This window comes from Martelella mediterranea DSM 17316 (assembly GCF_002043005.1).
GTDB lineage: Bacteria > Pseudomonadota > Alphaproteobacteria > Rhizobiales > Rhizobiaceae > Martelella > Martelella mediterranea.
The window spans coordinates 1,205,848-1,230,673 of the sequence record NZ_CP020330.1; the positions used below are offsets into that span (position 1 = coordinate 1,205,848).

The 24,826-nt window shown below is 62.7% G+C and carries 25 protein-coding genes; 15 read left to right on the forward strand and 10 right to left on the reverse strand.

Annotated features, from left to right (window positions below):
- Nucleotides 1-22 precede the first annotated feature (22 nt).
- Nucleotides 23-1,048: an alcohol dehydrogenase AdhP gene (adhP, locus tag Mame_RS05540; RefSeq protein ID WP_018066119.1), complete on the reverse strand. Its 1,026-nt coding sequence runs from the start codon at nucleotides 1,046-1,048 to the stop codon at nucleotides 23-25.
- Here adhP and Mame_RS26530 point away from each other — a divergent pair.
- From Mame_RS26530 to Mame_RS05580, 9 genes are all read left to right on the forward strand, one after another.
- A complete protein-coding gene (locus Mame_RS26530; protein WP_155122029.1) occupies nucleotides 1,035-1,388 on the forward strand; it encodes a hypothetical protein in 354 nt (117 codons plus the stop codon). The two genes, adhP and Mame_RS26530, sit on opposite strands and share 14 nt — an antisense overlap.
- A 140-nt stretch (nucleotides 1,389-1,528) precedes the next feature.
- A complete protein-coding gene (locus Mame_RS05545; RefSeq protein WP_018066118.1) occupies nucleotides 1,529-2,245 on the forward strand; it encodes a DUF1045 domain-containing protein in 717 nt (238 codons plus the stop codon).
- Nucleotides 2,246-2,374: 129 nt separating this feature from the next.
- Nucleotides 2,375-3,166, forward strand: coding sequence for an alpha/beta fold hydrolase (locus tag Mame_RS05550; RefSeq protein ID WP_018066117.1), 792 nt, complete (start codon nucleotides 2,375-2,377; stop codon nucleotides 3,164-3,166).
- Between the two features lie 121 nt (nucleotides 3,167-3,287).
- A complete protein-coding gene (gene puuE, locus Mame_RS05555) occupies nucleotides 3,288-4,223 on the forward strand; it encodes an allantoinase PuuE (protein WP_018066116.1) in 936 nt (311 codons plus the stop codon).
- Nucleotides 4,220-4,714 carry a 2-oxo-4-hydroxy-4-carboxy-5-ureidoimidazoline decarboxylase gene (gene uraD, locus Mame_RS05560; protein WP_018066115.1) on the forward strand — a complete coding sequence of 165 codons (495 nt, stop codon included), beginning with the start codon at nucleotides 4,220-4,222 and terminating at the stop codon, nucleotides 4,712-4,714. Before puuE ends, uraD begins: the two co-directional genes overlap by 4 nt.
- A gap of 3 nt (nucleotides 4,715-4,717) precedes the next feature.
- Nucleotides 4,718-5,749 (forward strand): allantoicase, encoded by a 1,032-nt coding sequence (gene alc, locus Mame_RS05565; RefSeq protein WP_018066114.1) that lies wholly within the window; start codon nucleotides 4,718-4,720, stop codon nucleotides 5,747-5,749.
- The gene (locus Mame_RS05570; RefSeq protein WP_018066113.1) at nucleotides 5,746-6,243 is read left to right on the forward strand and encodes an ureidoglycolate lyase; all 498 of its coding nucleotides are present in this window, start codon (nucleotides 5,746-5,748) and stop codon (nucleotides 6,241-6,243) included. The genes alc and Mame_RS05570 overlap by 4 nt, the downstream gene beginning before the upstream one ends.
- On the forward strand, nucleotides 6,240-6,596 hold the full coding sequence (gene uraH / locus Mame_RS05575; protein ID WP_018066112.1) for a hydroxyisourate hydrolase: 357 nt from the start codon (nucleotides 6,240-6,242) through the stop codon (nucleotides 6,594-6,596). The genes Mame_RS05570 and uraH overlap by 4 nt, the downstream gene beginning before the upstream one ends.
- Complete coding sequence (locus tag Mame_RS05580; RefSeq protein ID WP_018066111.1) at nucleotides 6,596-7,336, forward strand: metallophosphoesterase family protein; 741 nt, start codon at nucleotides 6,596-6,598, stop codon at nucleotides 7,334-7,336. Before uraH ends, Mame_RS05580 begins: the two co-directional genes overlap by 1 nt.
- Before the next feature lie 243 nt (nucleotides 7,337-7,579).
- Here Mame_RS05580 and Mame_RS05585 read toward each other — a convergent pair whose 3' ends face one another.
- The 7 genes from Mame_RS05585 to Mame_RS05615 all read right to left on the reverse strand — a co-directional run bounded on the left by Mame_RS05585 (nucleotide 7,580) and on the right by Mame_RS05615 (nucleotide 16,886).
- Nucleotides 7,580-8,728 carry an alpha-hydroxy acid oxidase gene (locus Mame_RS05585; protein ID WP_026173696.1) on the reverse strand — a complete coding sequence of 383 codons (1,149 nt, stop codon included), beginning with the start codon at nucleotides 8,726-8,728 and terminating at the stop codon, nucleotides 7,580-7,582.
- A gap of 64 nt (nucleotides 8,729-8,792) precedes the next feature.
- Nucleotides 8,793-10,124, reverse strand: a complete 1,332-nt coding sequence (gene guaD / locus Mame_RS05590) for a guanine deaminase (protein WP_235726843.1) — start codon at nucleotides 10,122-10,124, stop codon at nucleotides 8,793-8,795.
- Nucleotides 10,088-11,326 (reverse strand): urate hydroxylase PuuD, encoded by a 1,239-nt coding sequence (locus Mame_RS05595; RefSeq protein ID WP_018066108.1) that lies wholly within the window; start codon nucleotides 11,324-11,326, stop codon nucleotides 10,088-10,090. The genes guaD and Mame_RS05595 overlap by 37 nt, the downstream gene beginning before the upstream one ends.
- Nucleotides 11,327-11,423: 97 nt before the next feature.
- Nucleotides 11,424-12,263, reverse strand: a complete 840-nt coding sequence (xdhC, locus tag Mame_RS05600) for a xanthine dehydrogenase accessory protein XdhC (protein WP_018066107.1) — start codon at nucleotides 12,261-12,263, stop codon at nucleotides 11,424-11,426.
- Between the two features lie 3 nt (nucleotides 12,264-12,266).
- Entirely contained in the window at nucleotides 12,267-14,612 is a 2,346-nt protein-coding gene (gene xdhB / locus Mame_RS05605; RefSeq protein WP_018066106.1) for a xanthine dehydrogenase molybdopterin binding subunit, read from the reverse strand.
- 3 nt (nucleotides 14,613-14,615) lie between these two features.
- The gene (gene xdhA, locus Mame_RS05610; protein WP_018066105.1) at nucleotides 14,616-16,079 is read right to left on the reverse strand and encodes a xanthine dehydrogenase small subunit; all 1,464 of its coding nucleotides are present in this window, start codon (nucleotides 16,077-16,079) and stop codon (nucleotides 14,616-14,618) included.
- Nucleotides 16,080-16,109: 30 nt separating this feature from the next.
- The gene (locus Mame_RS05615; RefSeq protein WP_018066104.1) at nucleotides 16,110-16,886 is read right to left on the reverse strand and encodes a 3-hydroxybutyrate dehydrogenase; all 777 of its coding nucleotides are present in this window, start codon (nucleotides 16,884-16,886) and stop codon (nucleotides 16,110-16,112) included.
- 252 nt (nucleotides 16,887-17,138) lie between these two features.
- Here Mame_RS05615 and Mame_RS05620 point away from each other — a divergent pair, with 252 nt between their 5' ends.
- From Mame_RS05620 to der, 6 genes are all read left to right on the forward strand, one after another.
- Complete coding sequence (locus tag Mame_RS05620; RefSeq protein WP_018066103.1) at nucleotides 17,139-18,185, forward strand: LLM class flavin-dependent oxidoreductase; 1,047 nt, start codon at nucleotides 17,139-17,141, stop codon at nucleotides 18,183-18,185.
- A 13-nt stretch (nucleotides 18,186-18,198) separates the two neighbouring features.
- Nucleotides 18,199-18,960 carry a type I methionyl aminopeptidase gene (gene map / locus Mame_RS05625; protein WP_018066102.1) on the forward strand — a complete coding sequence of 254 codons (762 nt, stop codon included), beginning with the start codon at nucleotides 18,199-18,201 and terminating at the stop codon, nucleotides 18,958-18,960.
- Nucleotides 18,961-19,075: 115 nt separating this feature from the next.
- On the forward strand, nucleotides 19,076-20,350 hold the full coding sequence (gene sbmA, locus Mame_RS05630) for a peptide antibiotic transporter SbmA (RefSeq protein ID WP_018066101.1): 1,275 nt from the start codon (nucleotides 19,076-19,078) through the stop codon (nucleotides 20,348-20,350).
- A 135-nt stretch (nucleotides 20,351-20,485) separates the two neighbouring features.
- Nucleotides 20,486-21,073: an NnrU family protein gene (locus tag Mame_RS05635; RefSeq protein ID WP_026173695.1), complete on the forward strand. Its 588-nt coding sequence runs from the start codon at nucleotides 20,486-20,488 to the stop codon at nucleotides 21,071-21,073.
- 92 nt (nucleotides 21,074-21,165) lie between these two features.
- On the forward strand, nucleotides 21,166-21,852 hold the full coding sequence (locus Mame_RS05640) for a tetratricopeptide repeat protein (RefSeq protein ID WP_018066099.1): 687 nt from the start codon (nucleotides 21,166-21,168) through the stop codon (nucleotides 21,850-21,852).
- A 68-nt stretch (nucleotides 21,853-21,920) separates the two neighbouring features.
- A complete protein-coding gene (gene der / locus Mame_RS05645; RefSeq protein WP_018066098.1) occupies nucleotides 21,921-23,348 on the forward strand; it encodes a ribosome biogenesis GTPase Der in 1,428 nt (475 codons plus the stop codon).
- Between the two features lie 15 nt (nucleotides 23,349-23,363).
- Here der and Mame_RS05650 read toward each other — a convergent pair whose 3' ends face one another.
- Both Mame_RS05650 and Mame_RS05655 read right to left on the reverse strand, forming a co-directional pair.
- Nucleotides 23,364-23,966: a YceI family protein gene (locus Mame_RS05650; RefSeq protein ID WP_018066097.1), complete on the reverse strand. Its 603-nt coding sequence runs from the start codon at nucleotides 23,964-23,966 to the stop codon at nucleotides 23,364-23,366.
- A gap of 102 nt (nucleotides 23,967-24,068) precedes the next feature.
- On the reverse strand, nucleotides 24,069-24,776 hold the full coding sequence (locus Mame_RS05655) for a hemerythrin domain-containing protein (protein ID WP_018066096.1): 708 nt from the start codon (nucleotides 24,774-24,776) through the stop codon (nucleotides 24,069-24,071).
- Between the last annotated feature and the right edge of the window lie 50 nt (nucleotides 24,777-24,826).

The following is a 24,826-nucleotide window of genomic DNA, read 5'->3' on the forward strand; positions in this document are numbered from 1 at the left end:
TCGCCTTCGCCGGGCTCAGCGATCACTGGTAGTCGATGACGATGCGGCCTTCGATTTCGCCGTGATGCATCTTGGCGAAGATCTCGTTGATGTTCTCGAGCTTGTCGGTCTTGATCGTCGCCTTGACCTTTCCCGCGCCGGCGAAGTCCAGCGCCTCCTGCAGGTCAAGCCGGGTTCCGACGATCGATCCGCGAACCGTGATACCGTTCAGCACGGTGTCGAAGATGGGAAGCGGGAAATCGCCGGGCGGCAGGCCATTGAGCGATACGGTTCCGCCGCGCTGGACCATGCCCTGCGCCTGTTCGAAGGCCTTGGGCGAAACGGCGGTGACCAGAACTCCTTCCGCGCCGCCGATTTCCTTTTTCACGAAGGCCACCGGATCGGCATTGCGGGCATTGACCGCCAGACTTGCGCCAAGTCGTTTCGCCAGGTCGAGTTTCGCGTCGTCGATATCCACGGCAAGCACATTCAGGCCCATTGCCTTTGCATATTGCACGGCCAGATGTCCAAGCCCGCCAATGCCCGAAATCACGACCCAGTCGCCGGGTTTGGTGTCCGTCACTTTCAGGCCCTTGTAGACCGTAACGCCTGCGCAAAGGATCGGCGCAATCTCGGTGAAGCTGACATTGTCAGGCAGGTGCCCGACATAGTTCGGATCAGCCAGAACATATTCCGCAAAACTGCCATTGACCGAATAGCCGGTGTTTTGCTGCGCTTCGCACAGCGTCTCCCACCCGCCGAGGCAATGCTTGCAGCAGCCGCAGGCGGTGTAGAGCCACGGAACCCCGACGCGGTCGCCTTCCTTGACATGGCTGACGCCGGCGCCCACGGCGACGACGTGTCCCACGCCCTCATGGCCCGGAATGAAAGGCGGCTCGGGTTTGATCGGCCAGTCACCTTCCGCCGCATGCAGGTCGGTGTGGCAGACGCCGCTTGCAGCCATCTTGACGAGAATCTGGCCCGGCCCGACCGAGGGGACTGCGACCTCTTCCATTACCAGAGGCTTGCCGAATTGCCGGACAACGGCGGCTTTCATGGTCTTTTCCATCGGAAAATCCTGTCTTGAGAAAATGCGGAAAGGCACTTCCGCAAAGGGGGGTGGCCGGGTGAGGCGGCCTTCGGGTCGACCGATCAATCAGCACGGGGCTGACGGACCGATCGTTTTCGAGGCGCTGACCAACGCCTGTTCGAACTTGCTTCAAGGCGCACCGGAGGTGGCGGTGTTCGTTCTCGGATTGGGAATATTTGCAACCGAAGTGCACGACGCTTCCTTTCCCGGTTGGCATGCGCCTGTCATTTCAACCGATGCCGGCAAAGTTGCGCCACAGATCGTCTGCGCGGTCCGGGATGGCCGACATCTTGATGTGATGCAGATGCATTGCGCATAAACAGAATAGACCGCGCTGCCGGATTGACCATGGTGTAGATTGCCGCACCTGGCAGCGCCGCAAACGGTAAGCCCGTCGTATCACTGTCATTGGAATCGGCTATCTCAGAGGCGAGAAACCGCTTCCTCATGTGACCCGCGATGCCCGCCGAACGCTATGCCATATGCTTTACGCCGTCGCCGCATGACGGGCTCGCCATCGTGGGCGCGAACTGGATCGGGCGGAGCGCGTTTTCCGGCGAGGTAGTCGAGCCGCCGATGATCGCCGGCCTGCCGCTTGCCGAGATCGCCTATCACACGGCTCTGCCGCGCCGCTACGGCTTTCAGGGCATGCTGAAATCGCCGTTTCATCTGACCGAAGGCATGAACGAATCCATGCTGCTGAAGGCGATGATGCGCTTTGCCATGCGCTTTCAGCCCTTCACCTTGCCGCCGCTCACGGTCGTTCATCGCCGCGATATCCTGGCGCTCGCGCCGATGACGGCGGTTCCCGCACTCGATACGCTTGCCGCCAGCATCGTCACCGAGTTCGACGCCTTCCGCGCGCCGCTTTCCGAGGTCGAGATCGAGCGGCGGGCCTCGGCCGGGCTGACGCCGGCGCAGTTTGCCAATCTGCATCGCTGGGGCGAGCCGGATGTGCTTGCCGCCTTCTCCTTCCACATGCCGCTGACCGGCCCTCTTTCCCCAAGCGAAATGGCGCGGATGGAGCGCTCGGTCGCGGCGTTTTTCGGGCCGATCCTGCTGGAGCCGGTCGAGGTCGATCATATCGCGCTGTTCATCGAAGAGGAGCCCGGCGCGCCGTTCTGCGTCCATTCTCTGCATCCGATGGGTGCGCTGCGGGCACGGCAATCGGCCTAGAGAGGCTCGCCGCCGGCTCCGTGCCAGAACAATTCTTGTGCACACGCCGTTTCGAGGTTTCCCGCTATCGCGGCCATATGCTTCACTGTCGGAAACGGCCTGTTTTCACGGGCTGCGGGAGGGGTTGCGTTGCCTCAGACTTATGCGCCGGAACGGGAGTTCGATCGCGGCAAGATCGCGCGGCTTGGCGACATCGATATCTACCATGAGGAACACGGCGCCGGTGCGCCGCTTGTGCTTCTGCATGGGTTCGGCGGGTCGGTGCGGAACTGGTATCCCTTCATAGAGGCGCTTTCGAAGCGCCATCGGCTCATTCTCGTCGATCTGCGCGGCCATGGGCATTCCACCAATCCGGTCGCCGCCTTCACGCATCGCGACGCGGCAGGCGATGTTTTCCGGCTGCTCGACACGCTGAATGTCGACCGCTTTTCAGCCATGGGGATGAGCACCGGCGGGATGACCTTGCTGCACATGGCGACCAGCCAGCCCGGACGGATCGCATCGATGGTCCTGGTGAGCGCGACCACGCATTTCCCCGAACAGGCGAGAACCATCATGCGTCGCGCCTCGTTTGCCACCATGCCCGCGCCGGTGCAGGCGATGTATCGGGAATGTGCAACGCGTGGAGATCGACAGATCGAAACACTCATCGGCCAGTTCAACGCCCTCGGCGACGATCGTGACGACATGAATTTCACCGCCGGAGAGCTTGCCGCGATCTCGGCGCGAACGCTTGTCGTCCACGGCGATCGCGATCGCTTCTTTCCCGTCGAGATCGCGGTGGATCTCTATCGCGGCATTCCTGATGCTGCCCTGTGGGTGATCCCCGGCGGCGAGCATGTTCCCGTGCATGATGCGAACGTTCACTTTGCCGATACGGCGCTGCGATTCTTCGAGACCGGGAATCACGCACGGGCCTGACTGGCGGCACCGGCTCTGCTCCGGCGCTTTTCCCCTTGATTCCTGCCGGCCTTTTCGCCTTATCTCTTCCGGCGATGCCAATGGTCGTCTACCGTCGGCAAGGAATGGAATTGAGGGCATGATGGACGCTGAAACGAACGCATATCCGCGCGAACTTGTGGGTTACGGCCGCAATCCGCCGGACCCGAAATGGCCGGGCGAGGCCAATATCGCCGTGCAGTTCGTGATCAATTACGAGGAGGGCGGCGAGAGCTGCATTCTCGATGGCGACCCGGCGTCGGAATGCCTGCTGTCGGAAATCGTCGGCGCCGAGGCTTGGCCCGGCCAGCGCAACATGAACATGGAATCGCTCTATGAATATGGTTCGCGCGCCGGTTTCTGGCGGCTGTGGCGGCTGTTCACGCGCCTGGAAATCCCGGTCACTGTTTATGGCGTGACCCAGGCGATGGCGCGCAACCCGGAAGCGGTCGCCGCGATGAAGGAGGCGAACTGGGAAATCGCAAGCCACGGCCTCAGATGGCTGGAATACAAGGATTTCGACATCGACACCGAGCGCGCCCATATCCGCGAGGCGGTGCGGCTTCATACCGAAATCACCGGCGAGCGGCCCTATGGCCTCTATCAGGGCAAGCCCTCGGTCAACACGCTGGACCTCGTGATGGAAGAGGGCGGTTTCCTCTATTCCTCCGACACCTATGCCGACGATCTGCCCTACTGGGTGCGCACCCAGGACGGCAAGCCGTTCCTGCGCATCCCCTATACGCTCGACAATAACGACATGCGCTTCGCCACGCCGCAGGGGTTCAATTCCGGCGAGCAGTTCTTCACCTATCTGAAGGACGCCTTCGATACGCTCTACGACGAAGGCCGCGAGGGCGCGCCGAAGATGATGTCGATCGGGCTGCACTGCCGCCTTGTCGGCAAGCCGGGTCGGCTGGCGGGGCTGAAGCGCTTCCTCGATTATGTCCAGAACCACGACAAGGTCTGGCTGGCGAAGCGGATCGAGATCGCGCGCCACTGGTATGAAAACCACCTGCCGCAGGAGGATGCGCAATGATTGCCCGCGATGCATTCGTCAGCCGTTTCGGCGGCGTCTACGAGCACTCCCCGTTCATCGCCGAGCGGGCCTATGACCAGGGACTGGTCCATGAGCCGTTGACCGCAACGGGCGTTGCCGACGCGCTTGCGACGGTGTTCCGGGAGGCGCCCGAGGATGAACGACTCGGCGTGCTGCGCGCCCATCCCGACCTTGCCGGCAAGCTTGCGATTGCGGGTGGGCTGACCGAGGAAAGCCGCCGTGAGCAGGCGGGCGCGGGCCTCGACCGGCTGTCGCCTGAAGAGCATGCGGAGTTTACTGAGCTCAATTCAGCCTATATAGACAAGTTCAACTTTCCTTTCATTATTGCGGTCAGCGGCCTCAATAAGGACGATATTCTCTCCGCCTTCCGGCGACGGATCGACAGTTCCGAAGCCGTCGAGCTTGAAACAGCCTGTGCTGAGGTCGAGAAGATCGCCGGTCTCAGGCTGCGCAACATGCTCTCGGAGTAAACCATGTCAGAACAAGAAACGTCCGTTGCCCTGCCCGATTTCGCGGTCGGCGCGATCAACCTTGCCTCCGCCCGGCTGGGCGCGCGGGCGATCTACGCCACGGACCAGTTCTTCGCGCCGCTTGCCCGCATGCTGAAGGATGACGCCGCCGTTTTCCTGCCCGGCGAATATGACGAGCACGGCAAGTGGATGGACGGCTGGGAAAGTCGCCGCAAGCGCGTGCCCGGCCATGACTGGGCGATCATCAGGCTCGCCATGCCCGGTCGCATCCGCGGTTTCGATGTCGATACCAGCTATTTCACCGGCAATTATCCGCCGCAGTGTTCGATCGAGGGCTGCTTCATGGAAAGCGGCGAACCGGACGAGAACGCCGACTGGCAGGAGGTGCTTGCGCGCGTCGATCTCGGCCCCGACAAGCATCATTATTTCGAGATGGATCAGGACACCCGCCAGAAGGTGTTCACGCATCTGCGCCTGCACATCTTCCCGGATGGCGGCATTGCGCGGCTCAGGGTCTACGGTTCGGCCTATTTCAACTGGGAGAAGGTCGGCGAGAACGAGGAGATCGATCTCGCCTATATCTTCGGCGGCACCCATGCGCTGCATTGGTCGGATGCCCATTATGGCCATCCCGACCGCATGCTCGCCCCCGGTCGCGGCGTCAATATGGGTGATGGCTGGGAAACCGCGCGCCGCCGCGGGCCGGGGCATGACTGGGTGATCTTCAAGCTCGGCCATCCCGGCATCATCCGGCGCGCCGTTGTCGATACCGCCCATTTCAAGGGCAATTATCCCGATACCTGCATGCTGCTCGGCGCCAACCTGCCGGAGCAGAAGGACGTGTTCAGCATGGAGGAGATCGAAGCCTCGGAGCACTGGCAGCCGATCCTTGAACAGACCAAGCTGCAGGCCGATCATATCCATGAGTTCGGCGGCAGCGCTGTCGCCGATATCGGCGCGGTCACCCATGTGCGGCTCGCGATCTTCCCCGATGGCGGCATCAGCCGGCTGAGGCTCTACGGGGTGAAGGCATGAGAAAGCTGGCGCTTGAACGGCTGACGCCGGCGGCGTTCGCGCCGTTCGGCACCGTGATTGCGCCGGACCCGGCGAAAGCCAGGATGATCAATGGCGGCACGACCACGCGGTTTCACGCGTTGGCCCGCGCCGAGGCTTTAGGCGAGGGGGCAGCGGTGATCCTCAACATCTTCCGGGGCGAGCCGCGCCGCTTTCCCTATACGGTCGATATGATGGAGCGCCATCCGCTCGGGAGCCAGAGCTTCTCGCCGCTGTCGTCGCGTCCCTTTCTGGTGGTGGTCGCCGAAGATGAAGGCGGCGTGCCGTCCATCCCGCGCGTGTTTTTCGCCGAAAGCGGGCAGGGCGTGAACTATAATGCCAATGTCTGGCATCATCCGCTGATGGCGCTCGGCGAGACCAGCGATTTTCTGGTTGTCGATCGCGCCGGGCCGGGCGACAATCTGGAGGAGTATTTTTACTCCGATCCGTTCATCATCGAGGAGGCAACCCCATGACCGGCCTGACCACCCATGTTCTCGACACCGCGCTCGGCCAGCCGGCCTCCGAGATGAAGATCGATCTCTACCGCATCAACGGCGCGGAGCGCATCTTTCTGAAGACCGTTTACACCAATGATGATGGCCGGATCGATGGCGGCGCGATGCTGACATCGGAAGAAGTCGAGCCGGGCCAGTACGAACTCGTTTTCCATGCCGGGGATTATCTCAGGCGCACCGGCGCGACGTTAACTGAGCCTGCCTTCCTGGAAGATATCCCGCTGCGTTTCGCGATCGCCGATGTCACCGCGCATTACCATGTGCCGCTGCTGGTCTCGGCCCACGCCTATTCCACCTATCGGGGTAGCTGATGAAGATCGCCGCGATCGCCGATATTCACGGCAATATCGACGCGCTCGAGGCCGTGCTTGCCGATATGGAGCAGCATCAACCTGATCTGATCGTCAATCTCGGCGACAGCCTGTCCGGCCCGCTCACCGCTGGCGAAACCGCCGACCGCCTGCTGCCGCTTCGGCTCACCACGGTGCGCGGCAATCACGATCGCGCGCTGGTCGACCGGCCTTTCGAGGACATGGGCGACTGGGAAAAGCCGATCTTCGGCGAGCTTTCGGACGAGCATCTGCAATGGATCCGCGACATGCCGAGCGCCGCCGTGGTGGCGCAGGAGGTCTATCTCTGCCACGCCACGCCGAAGAATGACGAGGTCATGTGGCTGGAGGAACTGCTCGACAATGGCCGCTTCACGCTGCGCGGACAGACGGAGATCGAGGCCCTTGCCGCCGGCGTCACCTATCCGTTGATCCTGTGCGGCCACAGCCATGTCGCCCGCTCGGTGATGCTCGCCGATGGCCGCCTGATCGTCAATCCGGGCTCCGTCGGCTGCCCGGGCTTTGCCTACCACATCCCCGTCGACCACAAGCTCGAAACCGCCACCCCGTTTGCCTGCTACGCGCTCATCGAGAAAACGGAAATGGGTTGGACCCCGACCTTCCGCCAGGTGCGTTACGATACCGCGCGGATGGTTTCGATGGCGCGGGAACGGGGATATGAGGACTGGGCAAACGTGCTGGCGACGGGCTGGGTCGGGTAATTACGCGCACGGACTGGCGGCATGTAGCCTCGCCGCACAGCCCCCCAATCTTCTCGCCCCGGAGGGGAGAGATGTCGCGACAGCGACAGTGAGGGGGGAGAGTATCCCCTCGAACGCCCTCACGAATGGATATGCCGCCCCACCCTCACTGCCCCTTTCGGGGCATCTCTCCCGCCAGCGGGAGAGAGTATTGGGAGCAAGCGGCCTGTCTCCCCGAGGGACCAAGCGCCCTTCTGTCGCCCCTCAAAAATCCACCTTCGCGATGATGCTGCGGTCGATTTCCTCGATGTCGCGCTTGCCGCAGAGCGCCATGGTCACGTCGAGTTCCTTGCGCAGGATTTCGAGGGCGCGGGTGACGCCTTTTTTGCCCATGGCGCCGAGGCCGTAGAGATAGGGGCGGCCGATATAGGTGCCCCTGGCGCCGAGCGCGCGGGCCTTCAGGATATCCTGGCCGGAGCGGATGCCGCCATCCATGTGGATTTCGATCTCGCCGCCGACTTCATCCACGATCTTCGGCAGCATCGAGATCGAGGACAGCGCGCCGTCGAGCTGGCGGCCGCCATGGTTGGAGACGATGATGGCATCGGCGCCGGTCTTGGCCGCCATTGCGGCGTCCTCGGTGTCGAGCACGCCCTTGAGGATCAGCTTGCCGCCCCAGCGCTCGCGGATCCATTCCACATCCGTCCATGAGAGCCGCGTATCGAACTGTTCGGCTGTCCAGACGGCGAGCGAGGACAGGTCGGAGGAGGCTGGCGCGTGGCCGACGATATTGCGGAATGAGCGGCGCTTGGTCTGCAGCATGTCCAGCGCCCAGAACGGGCGGGTGCCGACCTGCCAGACATGTTTCGGCGTGAATTTCGGCGGGGTCGAGAGGCCGTTGACAAGGTCCTTGTGGCGCTGGCCGAGGATCTGCAGGTCGAGGGTCAGCACCAGAGCGCTGCAGCCGGCGGCCTTGGCGCGGCCGATCAGGCTTTCGACAAAGCCCCGGTCCTTCATCACATAGAGCTGAAACCAGAACGGCTTGGTCGTGTGTTCGGCGACGTCCTCGATCGAGCAGACGCTCATGGTTGAAAGGGTAAACGGAACGCCCGCTTCCTCCGCTGCCTGGGCGGCGAGGATTTCACCGTCTGCATGCTGCATGCCGCAAAGCCCGGTGGGGGCGAGCGCGACCGGCATCGAGACGTTCTCGCCGATCATGGTGGAGGCAAGCGAACGGTTCGACATGTCGACCAGAACCCGCTGGCGCAGGTGGATCTTGGCAAAATCCGCCTCATTGGCGCGATAGGTGCTTTCCGTCCATGCGCCGCTGTCGGCGTAGTCGTAAAACATCTTCGGCACGCGCCATTTGGCCCGCTTCTTCAGGTCGGCAATGGTCAAAGGCTCCGAGAACATGATTTCCTCCAGCATCAAATATAAATAGTCTTATCACATATGAGCGATGGTCTGCCAAGCCGCGTCATATCGCCGATTTGGCCGGCCTGCCGGCAATATAGGTCTCGGCGATCGCCCGGTCGTCGCCGAGCGTCTGCAGCAGGAAAAGCTCCTCGGCAAGCGTGCTGGCGGCCTCCATCTTCAGCGCCATGGCAGGGGTCGCGCGCGCATCCAGCACGACGATATCGGCATCGGTGCCCGGTTCCAGCGTGCCGATCCTGTCGGCAAGGCCAAGCGCCTCGGCATTGCCGCGTGTCATGTGGAAAAAGCTCTCCAGCGGCGTCAGCCTTTCGCCGCGCAACTGCTGGATCTTGTAGGCCTCGTCCATGGTCTTCAGCATCGAATAGCTGGTGCCGCCGCCGATATCGGTGGCGACCGCGATGCGCACCGGCCTGTCGCGGCGCTCGAATTCCTTCAATGGAAACAGGCCGGAGCCGAGGAACAGGTTGGATGTCGGGCAGTGGACGGCGACCGCGCCGGTTTCCGACAGCGCATCGCGTTCGCGCTCCGAAAGGTGGATCGCGTGGCCGAGCAGCATGTTCTCCCGCAACAGACCGTAATGCGCGTAGATATCGGTATAGTCCTTCGCCTTCGGATAGAGCGAGCAGGCGAACTCGATCTCCGCCAGGTTTTCCGACAGATGCGTCTGGATATGCAGGTCGGGGAATTCGCGGGCGAGTGTCGCCGCCATCTCCATTTGCTCCGGCGTGGAGGTGATCGCAAAGCGCGGCGAGATCACCACATGGTTGCGGCCCTTGCCGTGCCATTCGGCGATCACGGCCCTGGTGTCGTCATAGCTTGTCTGCGGCGTATCGGTGAGCGCATCCGGGGCGTTGCGGTCCATCATCACCTTGCCGCCGAGCATCAGCATGTTGCGGCGCTGGGCTTCCGCGAAATAGGCGTCGGCGGAGGCCTTATGGACCGAGCAATAGGCGACGGCGGTGGTCGTGCCCTGGCGGATCATCTCGTCAAAGAAGGAAACGGCAATCCGCGCGCCGTGCGCGGGATCGGAAAAGCGCTGTTCCTCGACGAAGGTGTAGGTGTTGAGCCATTCCAGCAGGTTCGCGGCATAGGAGCCGATCACCTGCATTTGCGGAAAGTGCAGATGGGTGTCGATCAGGCCCGGCAGGATAAGATGCGGGCGATGGTCGACGATCGCGACGTCTTCCGGGGCCTCGGCCCTGATATCGGCAAACGCGCCGCAAGCGGTGATGCGGCCGCCTTCGATCAGCAGCCCGCCATCTTCCTCGTAAAGATAGCTCGCCGTATCCGAGAGGTCCTCGGGGCGGCGGTGAAACGACAGCAACCGCCCCCTGAGGATCATTCGCTCTTTGCCTGCGTGCTCGACCTGTACCATGCCACCAGCTTCGCCCGTTCGTCCGGCGTCATGCCGGTTACGTTCCCCGGAGGCATGGCATGGCTGCGGCCGGCCTGCAAGTAAATCTGGTTGGCGCGCGCGGCGATTTCCGCGTCGGTCTCGAAGCGGACATTGAGCGGCGGGCGGTGAATGCCCTCATAGACGGGCTCGGCCATGTGGCACATCGAACAGCGCGTCGAGACCACCTGCTTGGCGTCGGCGAAATGCGGGTCCTGCGCGAATTTCTCGAAGGCCGGCGCGACCGCCATGTCGGGGTTTTCCGCCTTGAAGAATTGCGGCGAGGTGGACAGCCACATGATCACGATGAAGATGAGCGCGGTCAGCAGCCAGGTCCAGTTTGGCTGACCCTTGCGGGCATGCACGGTGTTGAAATAGTGCCTTATGGTGACGCCCATCAGGAACACCAGCGATGCGATGATCCAGCTATATGTGGTCGCGAATGCCAGCGGATAGTGGTTCGACAGCATGAAGAAGATGACCGGCAGCGTCAGGTAGTTGTTGTGCAGCGAGCGCTGCTTGGCCTCCTTGCCGAGCTTCGGATCGGGCGTCTTGCCAGCCTTCAGATCGGCGACCACGATCTTCTGGTTGGGGATGATCACGAAGAACACATTGGCGGTCATGATCGTCGCGGTGAACGCGCCCATATGCAGGAAGGCCGCGCGGCCGGTGAAGAGATGCGAGTAGCCCCAGGCCATGAACACCAGCAGCACATAGAGCAGCAGCATCAAGCCTATGGTGTGCTTGCCGAGCGGCGATTTGCAGAGATAGTGATAGAACAGCCAGCCGATCGACAGCGACGCCAGCGAGATCAGGATGGCGACCGGGGCGGAGACGTCGAGCACGCTGCGATTGACCAGGAACAGGTCCGCGCCGCCATAATAGACAAGCGCCAGCATCAGGAAGCCGGACATCCACGTGAAATAGGATTCCCATTTGAACCAGATCAGGTGCTCCGGCATGTGCTCGGGCGCGACCATGTATTTCTGGATATTGTAGAACCCGCCGCCATGGACCTGCCATTCCTCGCCGGAAACGCCTTCCGGCAGGCCGGGGCGGGCGACCAGACCGAGATCGAGCGCGATGAAATAGAAGGAAGAGCCGATCCAGGCGATGGCCGTGATGACATGCAGCCAGCGCACGGCGAATTGCGCCCACTCCCAGATGATGGCGAGTTCAAACATAAAGTGTCCCCAAATCTAATATCCGCGAGATGATGCGCAATTTCCGCGCGAAAAAAAAGAGATGTTTTGCAAATGATCGCAAATAGATAGGAAGGCGTTACCGGGCTGCATCCGCTGTGTGCAGCCTGCCCGCTTTTGCGGCATGAATGACCGAAATCAGTTCAGCTGCAACCAGAGCGGCAATCACCGCCGGCCGCTTGTCGGAAACCGCGGTGCCGCCGATCGGCATCACAAGGCGGGAAAGCGCGGCCTCGGAGAGCTCCTGTTTTCGGGCGTAGCTCAGAAAGGTTGCGCGTTTGGTCTTCGAGCCGATCATGCCGCAATAGCGAAGGTCCGCCCGCTTCAGCGCCTCGGTGGCGATCAGGAAATCGAGTGCGTGGTCGTGGGTGAGGATCACCGCCGCGCCACCGGCGGGAATGTTGGCAACTTCCGCCTCTGGCAGCGGGGAGATCCGAAGCTCCACGTCCTCGGGCAGCGCCTCGACCATGTCCGGCCGGGTCTCGACAACCACGGTGTTGAAGGGCAGCGGCGCGAGCGCCGCCGCCAGCGCCGAGCCGACGTGACCGCCGCCGAAGATGAACACCGAGGGCTGGCGGGCGGTCTCTGCCTCAAGCCGCGCCAGGAACGTCGCGACCGTCGCCGCGTCGGCGACCTCGAATGCCAGTTCCGCACGCCCGCCGCAGCACTGGCCGATCTCCGGGCCGAGCGCGATATCCAGCCGGGTCTCTGCCGTTCGTCCGGCAAGCAGCGCGCGGGCGTGGTCGATCGCGATATATTCAAGCTGTCCGCCGCCGATCGTGCCTGAGGTCGCGTTGGCCGAGACGGCGATCGCGGCCCCGACCTCGCGCGGCGTCGAGCCCTTGATCACGGCGACCGTGACGATGACGGACGGACCGTGCGTCGCGAAGAACCGCCGATATCTCTCCGCCTCGCCCATGGCTCACACCTTTTTCATCCGCTCCACCGCCATCAGCACGCGTTCCGGCGTTGCAGGCGCGTCGAGGCGCGGGCAGACGCGGTAATCGGCGACGCTCGCCACCGCCATCGAGATCGCCTCGAGCGCCGAGATCGCCAGCATGAAGGGCGGTTCGCCGACGGCCTTGGAACGGCCGATGGTCGGCTCGCGGTTTTCGGAAAAATCCGTCAGCCTGACATTGAAGATCTTCGGCCGGTCGGAGGCGAGCGGGATCTTGTAGGTGGAGGGCGCGTGGGTTCTCAGATGCCCCTTGTCGTTCCACCACAGCTCCTCGGTCGTCAGCCAGCCCATGCCCTGAATGAAGCCGCCCTCGATCTGGCCGATATCGATGGTGGGGTTCAGCGAGCGGCCGACATCGTGGAGGATATCCGTGCGCTCGAAGATATATTCGCCGGTCAGCGTGTCGATCGAGACCTCGGTGCAGGCCGCGCCATAGGCGAAATAGTAGAATGGCCTGCCCTTGCCGGCCGCGCGGTCCCAGTGGATTTTCGGGGTCTTGTAGAAGCCCGCCGCCGAAAGCTGGACACGGCCGAAATAGGCGGCCTTCACCAATTCGGGGAAGGGGATTTCCCGCCCGCCGATCCTGACCCGGTTGGGCAGGAATTCGATATCGTCAGGCGAGACCTGATAATGGCTGGCCGCGAAGGCAATCAGACGGTCTTTGATCTCCTTGGCCGCATTATAGGCCGCCATGCCGTTGAGGTCGGAGCCGGAGGACGCGGCGGTGGCGGAGGTATTGGGCACCTTGCCGGTGGTGGTGGCGGTGATCTTGACCCGTTCCAGATCGATCTGGAACACGTCGGCCACCACCTGCGCAACCTTGATATAGAGCCCCTGGCCCATCTCCGTGCCGCCATGGTTCAACTGCACCGAACCATCCTGATAGACATGGACCAGCGCGCCGGCCTGATTGAAGGCGGTCATGGTGAAGGAGATGCCGAATTTCACCGGCGTCAGCGCGATGCCCTTTTTTATGATCGGGCTCGTCCTGTTGAAATCGATGATCGCCTGCCTGCGGGCGCGGTAATCGGCGCTCTCCTCCAACTCCTCGACCACGCGCAGGATGATGTTGTCCTCCACCGTCTGGTGATAGGGCGTGACATCGCGGCCGGAGCCGTTCGGTCCGTAGAAATTGGCCTTGCGGATATCGAGCGGGTCCCGGCCCAGCGCATAGGCGATTTCCTCGATGAAGCGCTCGCCCGCCAGCATGCCCTGAGGCCCGCCGAAACCGCGATAGGCGGTGTTGGAGCAGGTGTGGGTCTTGAGCGGCCGCGTCACCAGATGGACGTTCGGATAGTAATAGGAACTATCGGCGTGAAACAGCGTCCGGTCGGTGACCGGGCCGGAGAGATCGGCGGAAAAGCCGCAGCGGGCGGCGAAGGTGGCGTCCAGCGCCTCGATCACGCCGTCATCGTCATAGCCGATATCGTAGAAGGCGACGAAATCATGCCGCTTGCCGGTCATGATCATGTCCTCGTCGCGGTCGGGCCGGAACTTGACCGCCCGTTTCAGCTTCTTCGCCGCAAGCGCCGCCACCGCCGCAAAGCCGTTGCCCTGCGTCTCCTTGCCGCCGAAGCCGCCGCCCATGCGCCGCTGGTAGACGGTGGCCGCATTGGAGGGAATGTCGAGCACGTGGCCGACGATATGCTGGATTTCGCTCGGATGCTGGGTGGACGACCAGACCGCCACCTCGTCATCTTCGCCGGGGATCGCGAGCGCGATCTGGCCTTCCAGATAGAAATGCTCCTGTCCGCCGATTTCCATTTCGGCGGTGATCCGGTTTTTCGCCGACGCGAGCGCCGCCTTCGCATCGCCGCGCTGCAGTTTCAGCGGCGTTATCACGTCCGGCGCGTTATGGGCTAGCGCATCGCGCACGCTGGTCCAGAACGGCAGGTCCTCATAGGTGATCTCGGCCAGTTTCGCCGCCGCACGGGCCTGCTGGCGGGTCTCGGCAATCACGGCGAAGATGAGCTGGCCGTGATATTCGACGACAGTATCGGCGAACAGCGGCTCGTCATGATGGCCGCCGGAGGATATATCGTTGATGCCCGGCACATCCTTGCCGGTGAGCACGCAGACCACGCCGGGGGCGGCCTCGACCTTGGAAAGGTCCATGGCGACGATCTTCGCATGCGGCCGGTCGGAAAGGCCGACGCCGGCATGCAGCAGGCCGGCAGGCTCGGGCATGTCGTCGATATATTCGGCGGTGCCCGCCACATGCTTGTGGGCGGAATCATGGACCCGCGACTTGTGGATGCCGCCGGAGATTTCGGCCTTGAGAGTTGCTGCGTCGTGGATTGCCTTGTCCATCGCTTACGCCTCCTCTTCCGCGAAACGACGCAGTTCCTGCGCGTCGCCGCCGGTTTCCAGAAGGAACCGTGTCAAAAGGTTCTTCGCCGTCAGCATGCGGTAGGCGGCGGTGGCGCGCATGTCGGTCAGCGGCTGGTAGTCGTCCTCGAAGGCCGCGCGGGCCGCTTCCACCGTTTCGCTGTTCCACGGCTTGCCGGAAAGCGCCGCCTCCACATGGGAGGCGCGCTTGGGTATCCCCGCCATGCCGCCATAGGCGATGCGGATGGTCGCGACCGTGCCGTCTTCCGCAAGCTTCAGATAGAACGCGCCGCAGACGGCGGAGATATCCTCCTCGCGGCGCTTGGCGACCTTGTAGACGGCGAAATGGCTGTCCATCGCGGGTTTCGGCACGGTGAGCGACAGCACGAATTCGCCGGGCTTGCGGTCCTGCTTGCCATAGTCGCGGAAATAATCCTGCAGCGCGATCGTGCGGGTGCCGTCCGTCGATTGCAGCGTCAGTGTGGCGCCGAGCGCGATCAGGGCGGGCGGGGTGTCGCCGATCGGCGAGCCATTGGCGACATTACCGCCGATCGTGCCCATATTGCGCACCTGCTCGCCGCCGATCCGGAAGATCAGCCGGGAAAAGGCGGGGATTTTTTCCGCCAGCGCCGGCAGCGCCTCGGAATAGGTCACGCCCGCGCCGATGATGAAGCCGGCATCGGTCTCGGTGATGGTCTGCAACTCTTCGAGCTGGTTGATGAACACCATCGGGTTCAGCCTGCGCATCTGCTTGGTGACCCAGAGCCCGACATCGGTGGAGCCTGCCACGATGGTGGCGTCGCGATATTCCTTCAGCGTATCGGCAAGCGCCGCGATCGAGCCCGGAATGATGGCGCGGTTGCTGTCGTCGCCGACCGTGATCGTGGCGTCGGTCTTCATGCCGGCTAGCTTCGCCATCACCTCACCGCGCTCGCGGGCAATCGCGTCGAAGGCCGCATCGGGGCGGGTGGCCGATGCCTTCTCGGCGGCCTTCACGATCGGCTCGTAGCCGGTGCAGCGACAGAGATTGCCCTGCAGCGCCTTTTCGATGGCAAAGCGTGAGGGCTTCTCGTTTTCCATCCACAGCGCGTAAAGCGACATCACGATGCCGGGCGTGCAGAAGCCGCATTGCGAACCGTTGAGGTCGACCATCGCCTGCTGCACCGGGTGCAGCGTGCCGTCCTTCGCCGCCAGATGTTCGATCGTCACCACATGGGTGGCGTTGAGCGAGGCGGTGAAGCGGATGCAGGCATTGACGGTTTCATAGACCAGCCTGCCGCGCGCAAGCCGGCCGACAAGCACGGTGCAGGCCCCGCAATCGCCCTCCGCGCAGCCTTCCTTGGAGCCGGTCAGCCGCTTTTTGATGCGCAGATAGTCAAGCAGCGTCTCCGAGGGCGACAGCGCGTCAAGCGCAATTTCCTCATCGTTCAGTATGAACCGTATCGTCATCAATTGTCCTTCAATCCGCTCGTTCGAGCGTCACTTGGCCGTCCAGCCGCCATCGATCGAAATATGGGTGCCGGTCACCTGGGCCGCCGCATCGCTTGCCAGATAAAGTGCGGTCGCGGCGATCTGCTCGACGGTCACGAATTCCTTCGTCGGCTGGGCGGCAAGCAGCACTTCCGATTTCACCTCATCCTCGGTCATGCCACGCGCCTTGGCGGTGTCAGGTATCTGTGCTTCCACCAGCGGCGTCAGCACATAGCCGGGACAGATCGCGTTGACCGTGATCCTGTGTTCGGCAAGCTCCAGCGCCACGGTCTTGGTCAGGCCCATCATGCCGTGCTTGGCCGAAACATAGGCCGCCTTGAAGGGCGAGGCGACCAGGCCGTGGGCGGAAACCAGATTGATGATGCGGCCCGAGCCCGCCTTCTTCATCAGCGGCACGGTGTGGCGGATGGTGTGGAACGAACTCGTCAGGTTGATGGCGATGATCCGGTCCCATTTTTCCGGCGGAAAATCCTCGATCGGGCTGACATGCTGAATGCCGGCATTGTTGACCAGCACATCGATGCCGCCGAACGTATCCGCCGCCGACGCGATCATCGCCTCGATCTCGTCCGGCTTCGTCATGTCGGCGGGGTGGTAGATCACCGAACCGCTGCCCAGCGCGCCGATGCGCTCGACCGCGGCGTCGATCTCTTCCTGCTTTCCGAACCCGTTCAGAACGATATTGTCGCCGGCTGCCGCAAAACCCTCGGCGATGCCGAGACCTATGCCGCTTGTGGAGCCTGTTATGACGACCGTGCGTGCCATGTGTCGAACCATTCCCGTTTTTGTTGTTTGCACGAAAGGTTATGCGCAAATATGGGGCCATGCAATCGTCGCGAGGCCCCAGAATGGCATGGGTGGGGCAGAAATTTTGACCGGTTGGTCGTTTTTTGCCGCGCCCGGCCAGCGGCGGATGGTGAACACTGCGTTTCGCCGTTGAAGCCTGCTCCCGGCGTGACAATGCCGCCTGCCTGCCCCATATCGGGGTCAAACAAATTCAACCGTAAGGACAGTCTCATGGAACTGGGCGTTTTCACCTTTGCCGATGTCGATCCGGCCGATGGCATCGATCGCGGCCGCGAGGCCGAAAAGCGGATGAAGAACCTGATGGAGGAGATCACCCTCGCCGACAGCGTCGGGCTCGATGTCTTCGGCGTTGGCGAGCATCACCGGGTCGATTATCTCGTGTCCTCGCCGGCCACGGTTCTGGCGGGTGCGGCGACGATCACCGAGAATATCCGCCTTACCAGCGCGGTCTCGATCCTGTCGTCGGATGATCCGGTGCGGGTGTTCCAGCAGTTCTCCTCCGTCGACCTTTTGTCGGGCGGTCGCGCCGAGATCATGGCCGGGCGGGGTTCCTTCATCGAGAGCTTTCCGCTGTTCGGCTATCCGCTGGAAGCCTATGACCAATTGTTCGAGGAAAAGCTCGATCTGCTGCTGAAGCTCCGCGACAACGAGACCGTGACGTGGTCGGGCAAGACCCGCGCGCCGATCAACAACCTGCCGGTCTATCCCCGCCCGGTTCAGGACCCGCTGCCGGTCTGGATCGCGGCCGGCGGCACGCCGCAGTCGATGGCGCGCGCGGGCTTTCTCGGCCTGCCGCTGATCATCGCCATTCTCGGCGGCCAGCCGCGCCGGTTCGCGCCGCTGTTCGATCTTCACAAGAAGGCCGGCGAGCAGGCGGGGCATGATCCGGCGAAGCTGAAGCGCGCGATCTCCGTCCACGGATTTCTATCTGATACCACCGAAAAGGCCGCCGACATCTTCTACGAGCCGCAAAAGGCGGTGATGGACCGGATTGGGCGCGAGCGCGGCTGGGGCCCGCAAAGCCGGGCGCAGTATGATGCCACGCGGGGGCCGGAAGGCGCGCTTTTCATCGGCGGGCCGGAGGAACTGGCGCGGAAGATCGTCGCCCATCAGCGGATCATGGGTCTCGACCGGTTCATGATCCAGTTCGCCGTCGGTCTTGTGCCGCATGACGAAGTGTTGCATGCCATCGAATTATTCGGCACGAAGGTTGCGCCGATGGTGAAGGAAATGTTGGCTCAGGGAGAGCCGGTCTGAAAGAAAGCATCCCATGATTGTCGAGACTGAGGAAGAACTGGCCGCGCTGAAGGATATCGGCCGGATCTGCGCCACCGCGATCGAAAAGATGGCCGCAGCGCTGGAACCGGGCATCACGACGCTCGAACTCGACAATATCGGTCGCGCTTTCCTGGAGCAGAACGGTGCGCAATCGGCGCCGGAAGTGACCTATCGGTTTCCCGGCGCCACCTGCATCTCGGTCAATGAGGAAGTGGCCCACGGCATTCCCGGCGACCGGGTGATCGCCGCAAGCGACCTCGTCAATATCGATGTCTCCGCCGAAAAGAACGGCTTTTTCTCCGATACCGGCGCCTCCTTCGCCGTGCCGCCGGTCACATCCAAGGTCAAGAGGCTCTGCCGCGACGGCAAGCGGGCGATGTGGACCGGGATCAACCAGGTCAAGCCCGGTGGCGGCTTTTCCGCGATCGGCAACGCCATCGGCGATTTCGCGCGCAAGAACCGCTATTCGCTGATCCAGAACCTCGCCAGCCACGGCATCGGCCGGTCGCTGCACGAGGAGCCCGCCGAGCTTTCCACCTGGCCGGACAAGAGCGAGCGGCGGATCATCGCGGAAGGCCAGGTCTTCACCGTGGAGCCCTTCCTTTCGCTCGGCGGCGAATGGGCCGAAGAGGAAGACCGCGAATGGGTGCTCTATTCGGTGCCACAGGCGCTGACGGTTCAGTTCGAACACACCATCGTCGCGACCCGCAACGGGCCGCTGGTGCTGACGATGGGCGATGGAGCCGGAGGGTGACCCTTCGGCCGCTGCCCACGAGAATGTGACGCAACTTAATTATGTTTAATTTCTCTTTGTTAAGCGAAATGCCGTAAGAGTTGCGAAAGCGCAAACATCTCCGGAAGGCCCGCTCTTGTTTCAGTCATTCTTTCCGAAGCCGAAATGGTTTTTCCTTTCCGCTCTGATATGGACGCTGGTCGCGATCGCCGGTTGGTACGGCGTGGTGCGCGAACTCGGCGTCAGCATGGGTTTCGCGCCTTTTCCGGAAGGTGACCAGCCGGTCGGGCTTGCCCATTTCATCACGCCGGACTTCCTCTGGTTCTATCTCTATTACGCCGTGTTCTCGGCGATTTTCGGCGTGTTCTGGTGGGTTGTCGGCGATAATCGCAAGTGGCAGCTCTGGTCGGTCTGGGGCTCGCAACTGATCATCTTCATCACCTATTTCTCGGTGCAGATATCGGTCGCGATCAACAACTGGCGCCGGCCCTTCGGCGATACGCTGCAGGCAGCACTCCAGGGGGAAGGCGGCATCACCGCCGGCGATTTCTACACGCTGATGCTGATCTTCCTGCAGATTGCCTTCCTGTCCGTCACGCTGTTCATCGTCACGCGCTTCTTCATCAGCCACTATATCTTCCGCTGGCGCAAGGCGATGAATGATTACTACACCGGCATGTGGGAGCGCGTCCGCCATATCGAGGGCGCTTCCCAGCGCGTGCAGGAAGACACGATGCGCTTCGCCTCGATCATGGAAGGCCTCGGCGTTTCGATGATCGATTCGGTGATGACGCTGATCGCCTTCCTGCCGGTGCTGTTCTCGCTGTCGCAATATGTCACCGAACTGCCGATCATCGGCGCGATCCCGGCGCCGCTCTTCACCGCCGCGATCTTCTGGTCGCTGTTCGGCACGATCCTGATGGTGGTGGTCGGCGTCAAACTGCCGGGGCTTGAATTCCGCAACCAGCGCGTGGAAGCGGCCTATCGTAAGGAGCTCGTCTATGGCGAGGACCACGCCGACCGCGCCCAGCCGGAGACCCTGGTCGAACTGTTCGACAATGTGCGCCGCAACTATTTCCGGCTCTATCTGCACTACACCTATTTCAATCTCGCCCGCTCTCTCTACCTGCAGGCCGACAATATCTTCGCCTATTTCATCCTTGTCCCGGCGATCGTCGCGGGTGCTGTGACCTATGGTCTCGTCCAGCAGATCGTCTCCGCCTTCGGGCAGGTCGCAAGCTCGTTCCAGTATCTCGTGATGTCATGGTCGACGATCATCGAACTGATCTCGATCTACAAGCGTCTTGCCGCCTTCGAGGCCGCGATCTTTGGCCAGCCGTTGCCCGAGATCGACCGCGAGGACTATCAGGAACCCGGCGGCGATGTGGTCGAGCCGCATCCCGAAGGCTGATCCCGAGAATGGACGGGATTGTCACCCAATCCCGTCCGCCGCTTTCTCCCGCCGCGAAAACGGCTGGAACACTTCTAAACTTTGCGTTTCCGGCTTATGGTGGCCTCCATTGGATTGTTCGCCGGGGTTTCCTTCATGGTCATGCTTATCATCGCGGTTCTGCTGTTCACCGGAACCCATCTCGTTCACGCCTTCGCGCCCGGCTTTCGCCAGTCGATGATCGACCGCATCGGCGAAAAACCATGGCGGGGCCTGTTCTCGCTGGTGGCGCTTGCCGAATTCGTCTTTCTGGTGTTCGCCTTCGGTCAGGCCCGCCAAAGCGGCATCGTCCTCTACACGCCGCCATTCTGGATGGCCCATATCACGATCCTTCTGATGCTGATCGCGATGATCTGTCTTGCGGCAAGCTTCTTCCCGCCGGGAAAGATCGCGCGGATCGCCAAGCACCCGATGGTGCTGTCGGTCAAGATCTGGGCGCTCGCCCATCTTCTGGCCAATGGCGAGGCCGCTTCGGTCATCCTGTTTGCCGGCATCCTGATCTGGGCGGTGATCCTGCGCATCTCGCTGGCGCGACGGGAGCGGGCGGGGCTTTTGACGCGCAAGCCGTTCGTCTCGGCGCGCTATGACGCCTATGCCTTTATCCTCGGCATCGTGCTGTGGGGGCTGTTCATCTGGAAGCTGCATGTCTGGCTAATCGGCGTGCCGATCCAGTTCGCCGCATAATCGGCGCGGTGACGCGCCTTTTGCCCTTACAACAGAGCGAAAAAACGGTTAGAAGGCCCGGCACGTAACAAAATGCATGCCGGAGTGACGGAATGGCAAATCAGGACGACAGCTTTATCCGCGAGGTCAATGAGGAATTGCGATCCGACAGGATGCGCGACGCCTGGCGGCGTTACGGCAAGATCCTGATTGCGGCTGCCGTCATTCTCGTTGTCGGCACCGCCGGCTGGCGCGGTTATGAATACTGGCAGTCCCGCGAGGCGGCGAAGTCCGGCGACGTGTTCCTCACCGCGCTGAACCAGATCGAGGCCGGCAATCTCGATGCCGCCGAACAGACGCTGGCGCAACTGGAACAGGAAGGCCACGGCTCCTATCCGGTGCTGGCGCAGTTGCGCGCCGCCACCCTGCTTTCCGAAGCCGGCGACACGGCCGCCGCGATCTCGGCCTTCTCGTCGATCGGCAAGGACCGCGACGTGCCGGAAGCGATCCGCGATGCGGCCAAGCTGCGCGCCGGCTGGCTGCTGGTCGATACCGGCACCTATGAGCAGGTTTCCGCAGAGGTCGAGGAACTGTCGAATGACGGCAATCCGTTCCGCTTCTCCGCACGCGAAATACTCGGTCTGTCGGCCTATCGGCTGAAGGATTACACCCGCGCCCAACAATGGTTCGAGGCGATTGCCAACGACCCGGAAGCCCCGCGCAACGTGCTCAACCGCGCCCAGATCATGCTCGAGGTGATGACCGCCGACGGCAATGTCGCCGAAAGCGCGGCCGGCTGACAGGCATTTCGCGGCGAGGCGAAGCACCGCGGGAAAGCGGCGGGAAATGACCGCCAGGAGAAACATTCATGAGTTTCAAGGTCGCCATCGTCGGAAGACCCAATGTCGGCAAGTCGACGCTGTTCAACCGTCTGGTAGGGCAGAAGCTGGCGCTTGTCGATGATACGCCCGGGGTGACCCGCGACCGCCGTCCGGGCGAAGCGCGGCTTGCGGATCTGCGCTTCACCATCATCGATACCGCCGGCCTTGAAGAGGCTGCCGCCGATACGCTGCCGGGGCGCATGCGCGCCCAGACCGAGGCGGCGATCGACGAGGCCGATCTTTCGCTGTTCGTTGTTGACGCCAAGGCCGGGCTTACGCCCGCCGACAATACGCTGGCCGAAATGGTGCGCCGCCGCGGCAAGCCCGTGGTGCTGGTCGCCAACAAGGCCGAGGCGCGCGGCTCGGACGCCGGTTTCTACGACGCCTTCACGCTCGGCCTCGGCGAGCCCTGCCCGATTTCCGCCGAGCATGGCCAGGGCATGCACGATCTGCGCGACGCCATCGTCGAGGCGATCGGCGAGGACCGCGCCTTCCCCAAGGAAGAGCCCGCCGAGGAAGCGCTGACCGATGTGATGCTGACCAAGGAAGAGGCCGAAAATCCGGAAGAGGCGGCGCCCTATGACGACAGCAAGCCGCTTCGGGTCGCGATCGTCGGCCGCCCGAATGCCGGCAAGTCGACGCTGATCAATCGCTATCTCGGCGAGGACCGGCTGCTGACCGGCCCGGAAGCCGGCATCACCCGCGATTCGATCTCGGTCGAATGGGAATGGCGCGGCCGACCGATCAAGCTGTTCGACACCGCCGGCATGCGCCGCAAGGCGCGGGTGGTCGAAAAGCTGGAAAAGCTTTCGGTTTCCGACGCTCTGCGCGCGATCCGTTTTGCCGAATGCGTTGTGATCGTGTTCGATGCGACGATCCCGTTCGAGAAGCAGGATCTCCAGATCGTCGATCTGGTTCTGCGCGAGGGCCGCGCCGCCGTACTTGCCTTCAACAAATGGGACATGATCGAGGATCGCCAGGCCGTGCTCGCCGATTTGCGCGAGAAGACCGATCGGCTCTTGCCGCAGGCGCGCGGCATCCGCGCCGTGCCGATCTCCGGCGAACGCGGCACCGGCCTCGACAAGCTGATGCAGGCGATCGCCGATACCGACAAGGTCTGGAACCGGCGCATCTCCACGGCAAGGCTCAACCGCTGGCTCGACCATCAGACCGTCAGCCATCCCCCGCCCGCCGTTTCCGGCAGGCGGCTCAGGATGAAATACATGACCCAGGTGAAGACCCGGCCGCCTGGCTTCATGATTTCCTGCACGCGTCCGGACGCGGTGCCGGAAAGCTATATCCGCTATCTGACCAACGGCCTGCGCAATGATTTCGAAATGCCGGGCGTCCCGATCCGCATCCACTTCCGCGCCGGCGAGAACCCGTTCGAGCACAAGCGCAAGAAGAAGCGGTGAGGCGGTCAGCCGGGGTCAGACCCCGGCCGGCTTGAACTCGATCTCGATTGCCACTTCCACGTCGTCGCTGAGCGCCGGGGTTGCGAATGTCAGCCCCCAGAGCGAGCGCTTGACCGTCATATGGCCGGAAAAGCCGAGCTTGGCGATCTTCTCGATCGGGTGTTCGGCAAGCGAGCCGTTGAAGACGACGTCCATCACCGCCGGATGGGTTTCCCCGCGCATGGTCAGGTTGCCCTCGATCCGGCCGGTATTTTCGCCGGTGATGTCGATCCTTTCCGAGACGAAGGTGATCGGGTTCGCCGCGAGAAACGCCGGATCGCCGCCAATCTTGCCGTCGAAATCCTCGACTTCCGGGAAGGGAAAATCGGTCCTGACATTGGCGGGATCGATTTCCACCGTCAGCTTTGAAAGCTCCGGCTCATCGGCGTTCCAGTCGAGCCGGGCGTTGGCGTCGATGAAGCGGGCGGTGAAATGCGACAGACCGAAATGGTCGATCTTCCAGGTGACGCTGGTGTGCGGGCTATCCTGTTCATAAAGTCCGCTCGGTGCCGGCGGCGGGCCGTCCGCCATGGCGGGGGCGGCGATCATCAGGGCGATGAGAAGGGCGTTGATACGCATTGTCGTTCTCCAGAAGGCAAAGCTTTGTGATTGTCGTGCAGAAGCGTGTGACGCAGACAGCGCAGTCTTCCGGACTGCAGCCGCCGCTGTTTTTGGCCGTTGTCATGCCGCCAGTCCGATGCCGGTCTGAACGGCGGCAAATTCCGCCTCCGTCAGGCTGGGCCGGATCGCGAATTCGACGACCGCGTTGAAGACCTCCGCGGGCATGGCGCGATACATGCCGCCGACCAGCGCATTGCGTTCGGCCGGGTTCATCGCCGGCAGCATCATGCGGGTGAACGCCATGTTCTCCTCCGGCGGGATCGAGGCGATGATGCGCATCTCGATCGCCTGCAGTTCCGCATCGGAGAAATTCTGCCACAGGATCGGGCAGAGCACGGTTTCCTCTTCATGCATATGGGCGAAGTCATCGGCGATATAGGCCGCGAAGGTGAGGTAGAGCCCGCGTCCGGCCTCGACGCGTGCAGCACCCTTGGTATTCTCCACTGCGGCGATCTTGTTCGCGATGATGGTGAAGGCCTCGCGATGATCATCGTGCTGCTCGTCGACGTGGCCGGTGCCGATCCCCCTTTCGTGGAGGGCCGCATGGATTTCCCGGTCTTCGTGTTCGACATGGGCGGCAGCCATCGAGAGCAGGCGCTTCATATCGGCGAGAAGTTTCTCGGTCGCGGCGGCATCGGTGAAGTCATTCGCGCCGAGGCGCGTAAGAAGCAGACATTGCGTGCGGCGCAGCCCCTTGTGGACGCTGCCGTAGAGGTCATAGCGTTGCGCCAGAATAGGCGTGTTGGTCATGAAGCCGCTGTGGCTCATTTCTGTCTCCATGGTTTGTTGCAAGTGCCGGCAATCCGGCGGCGGCCCTT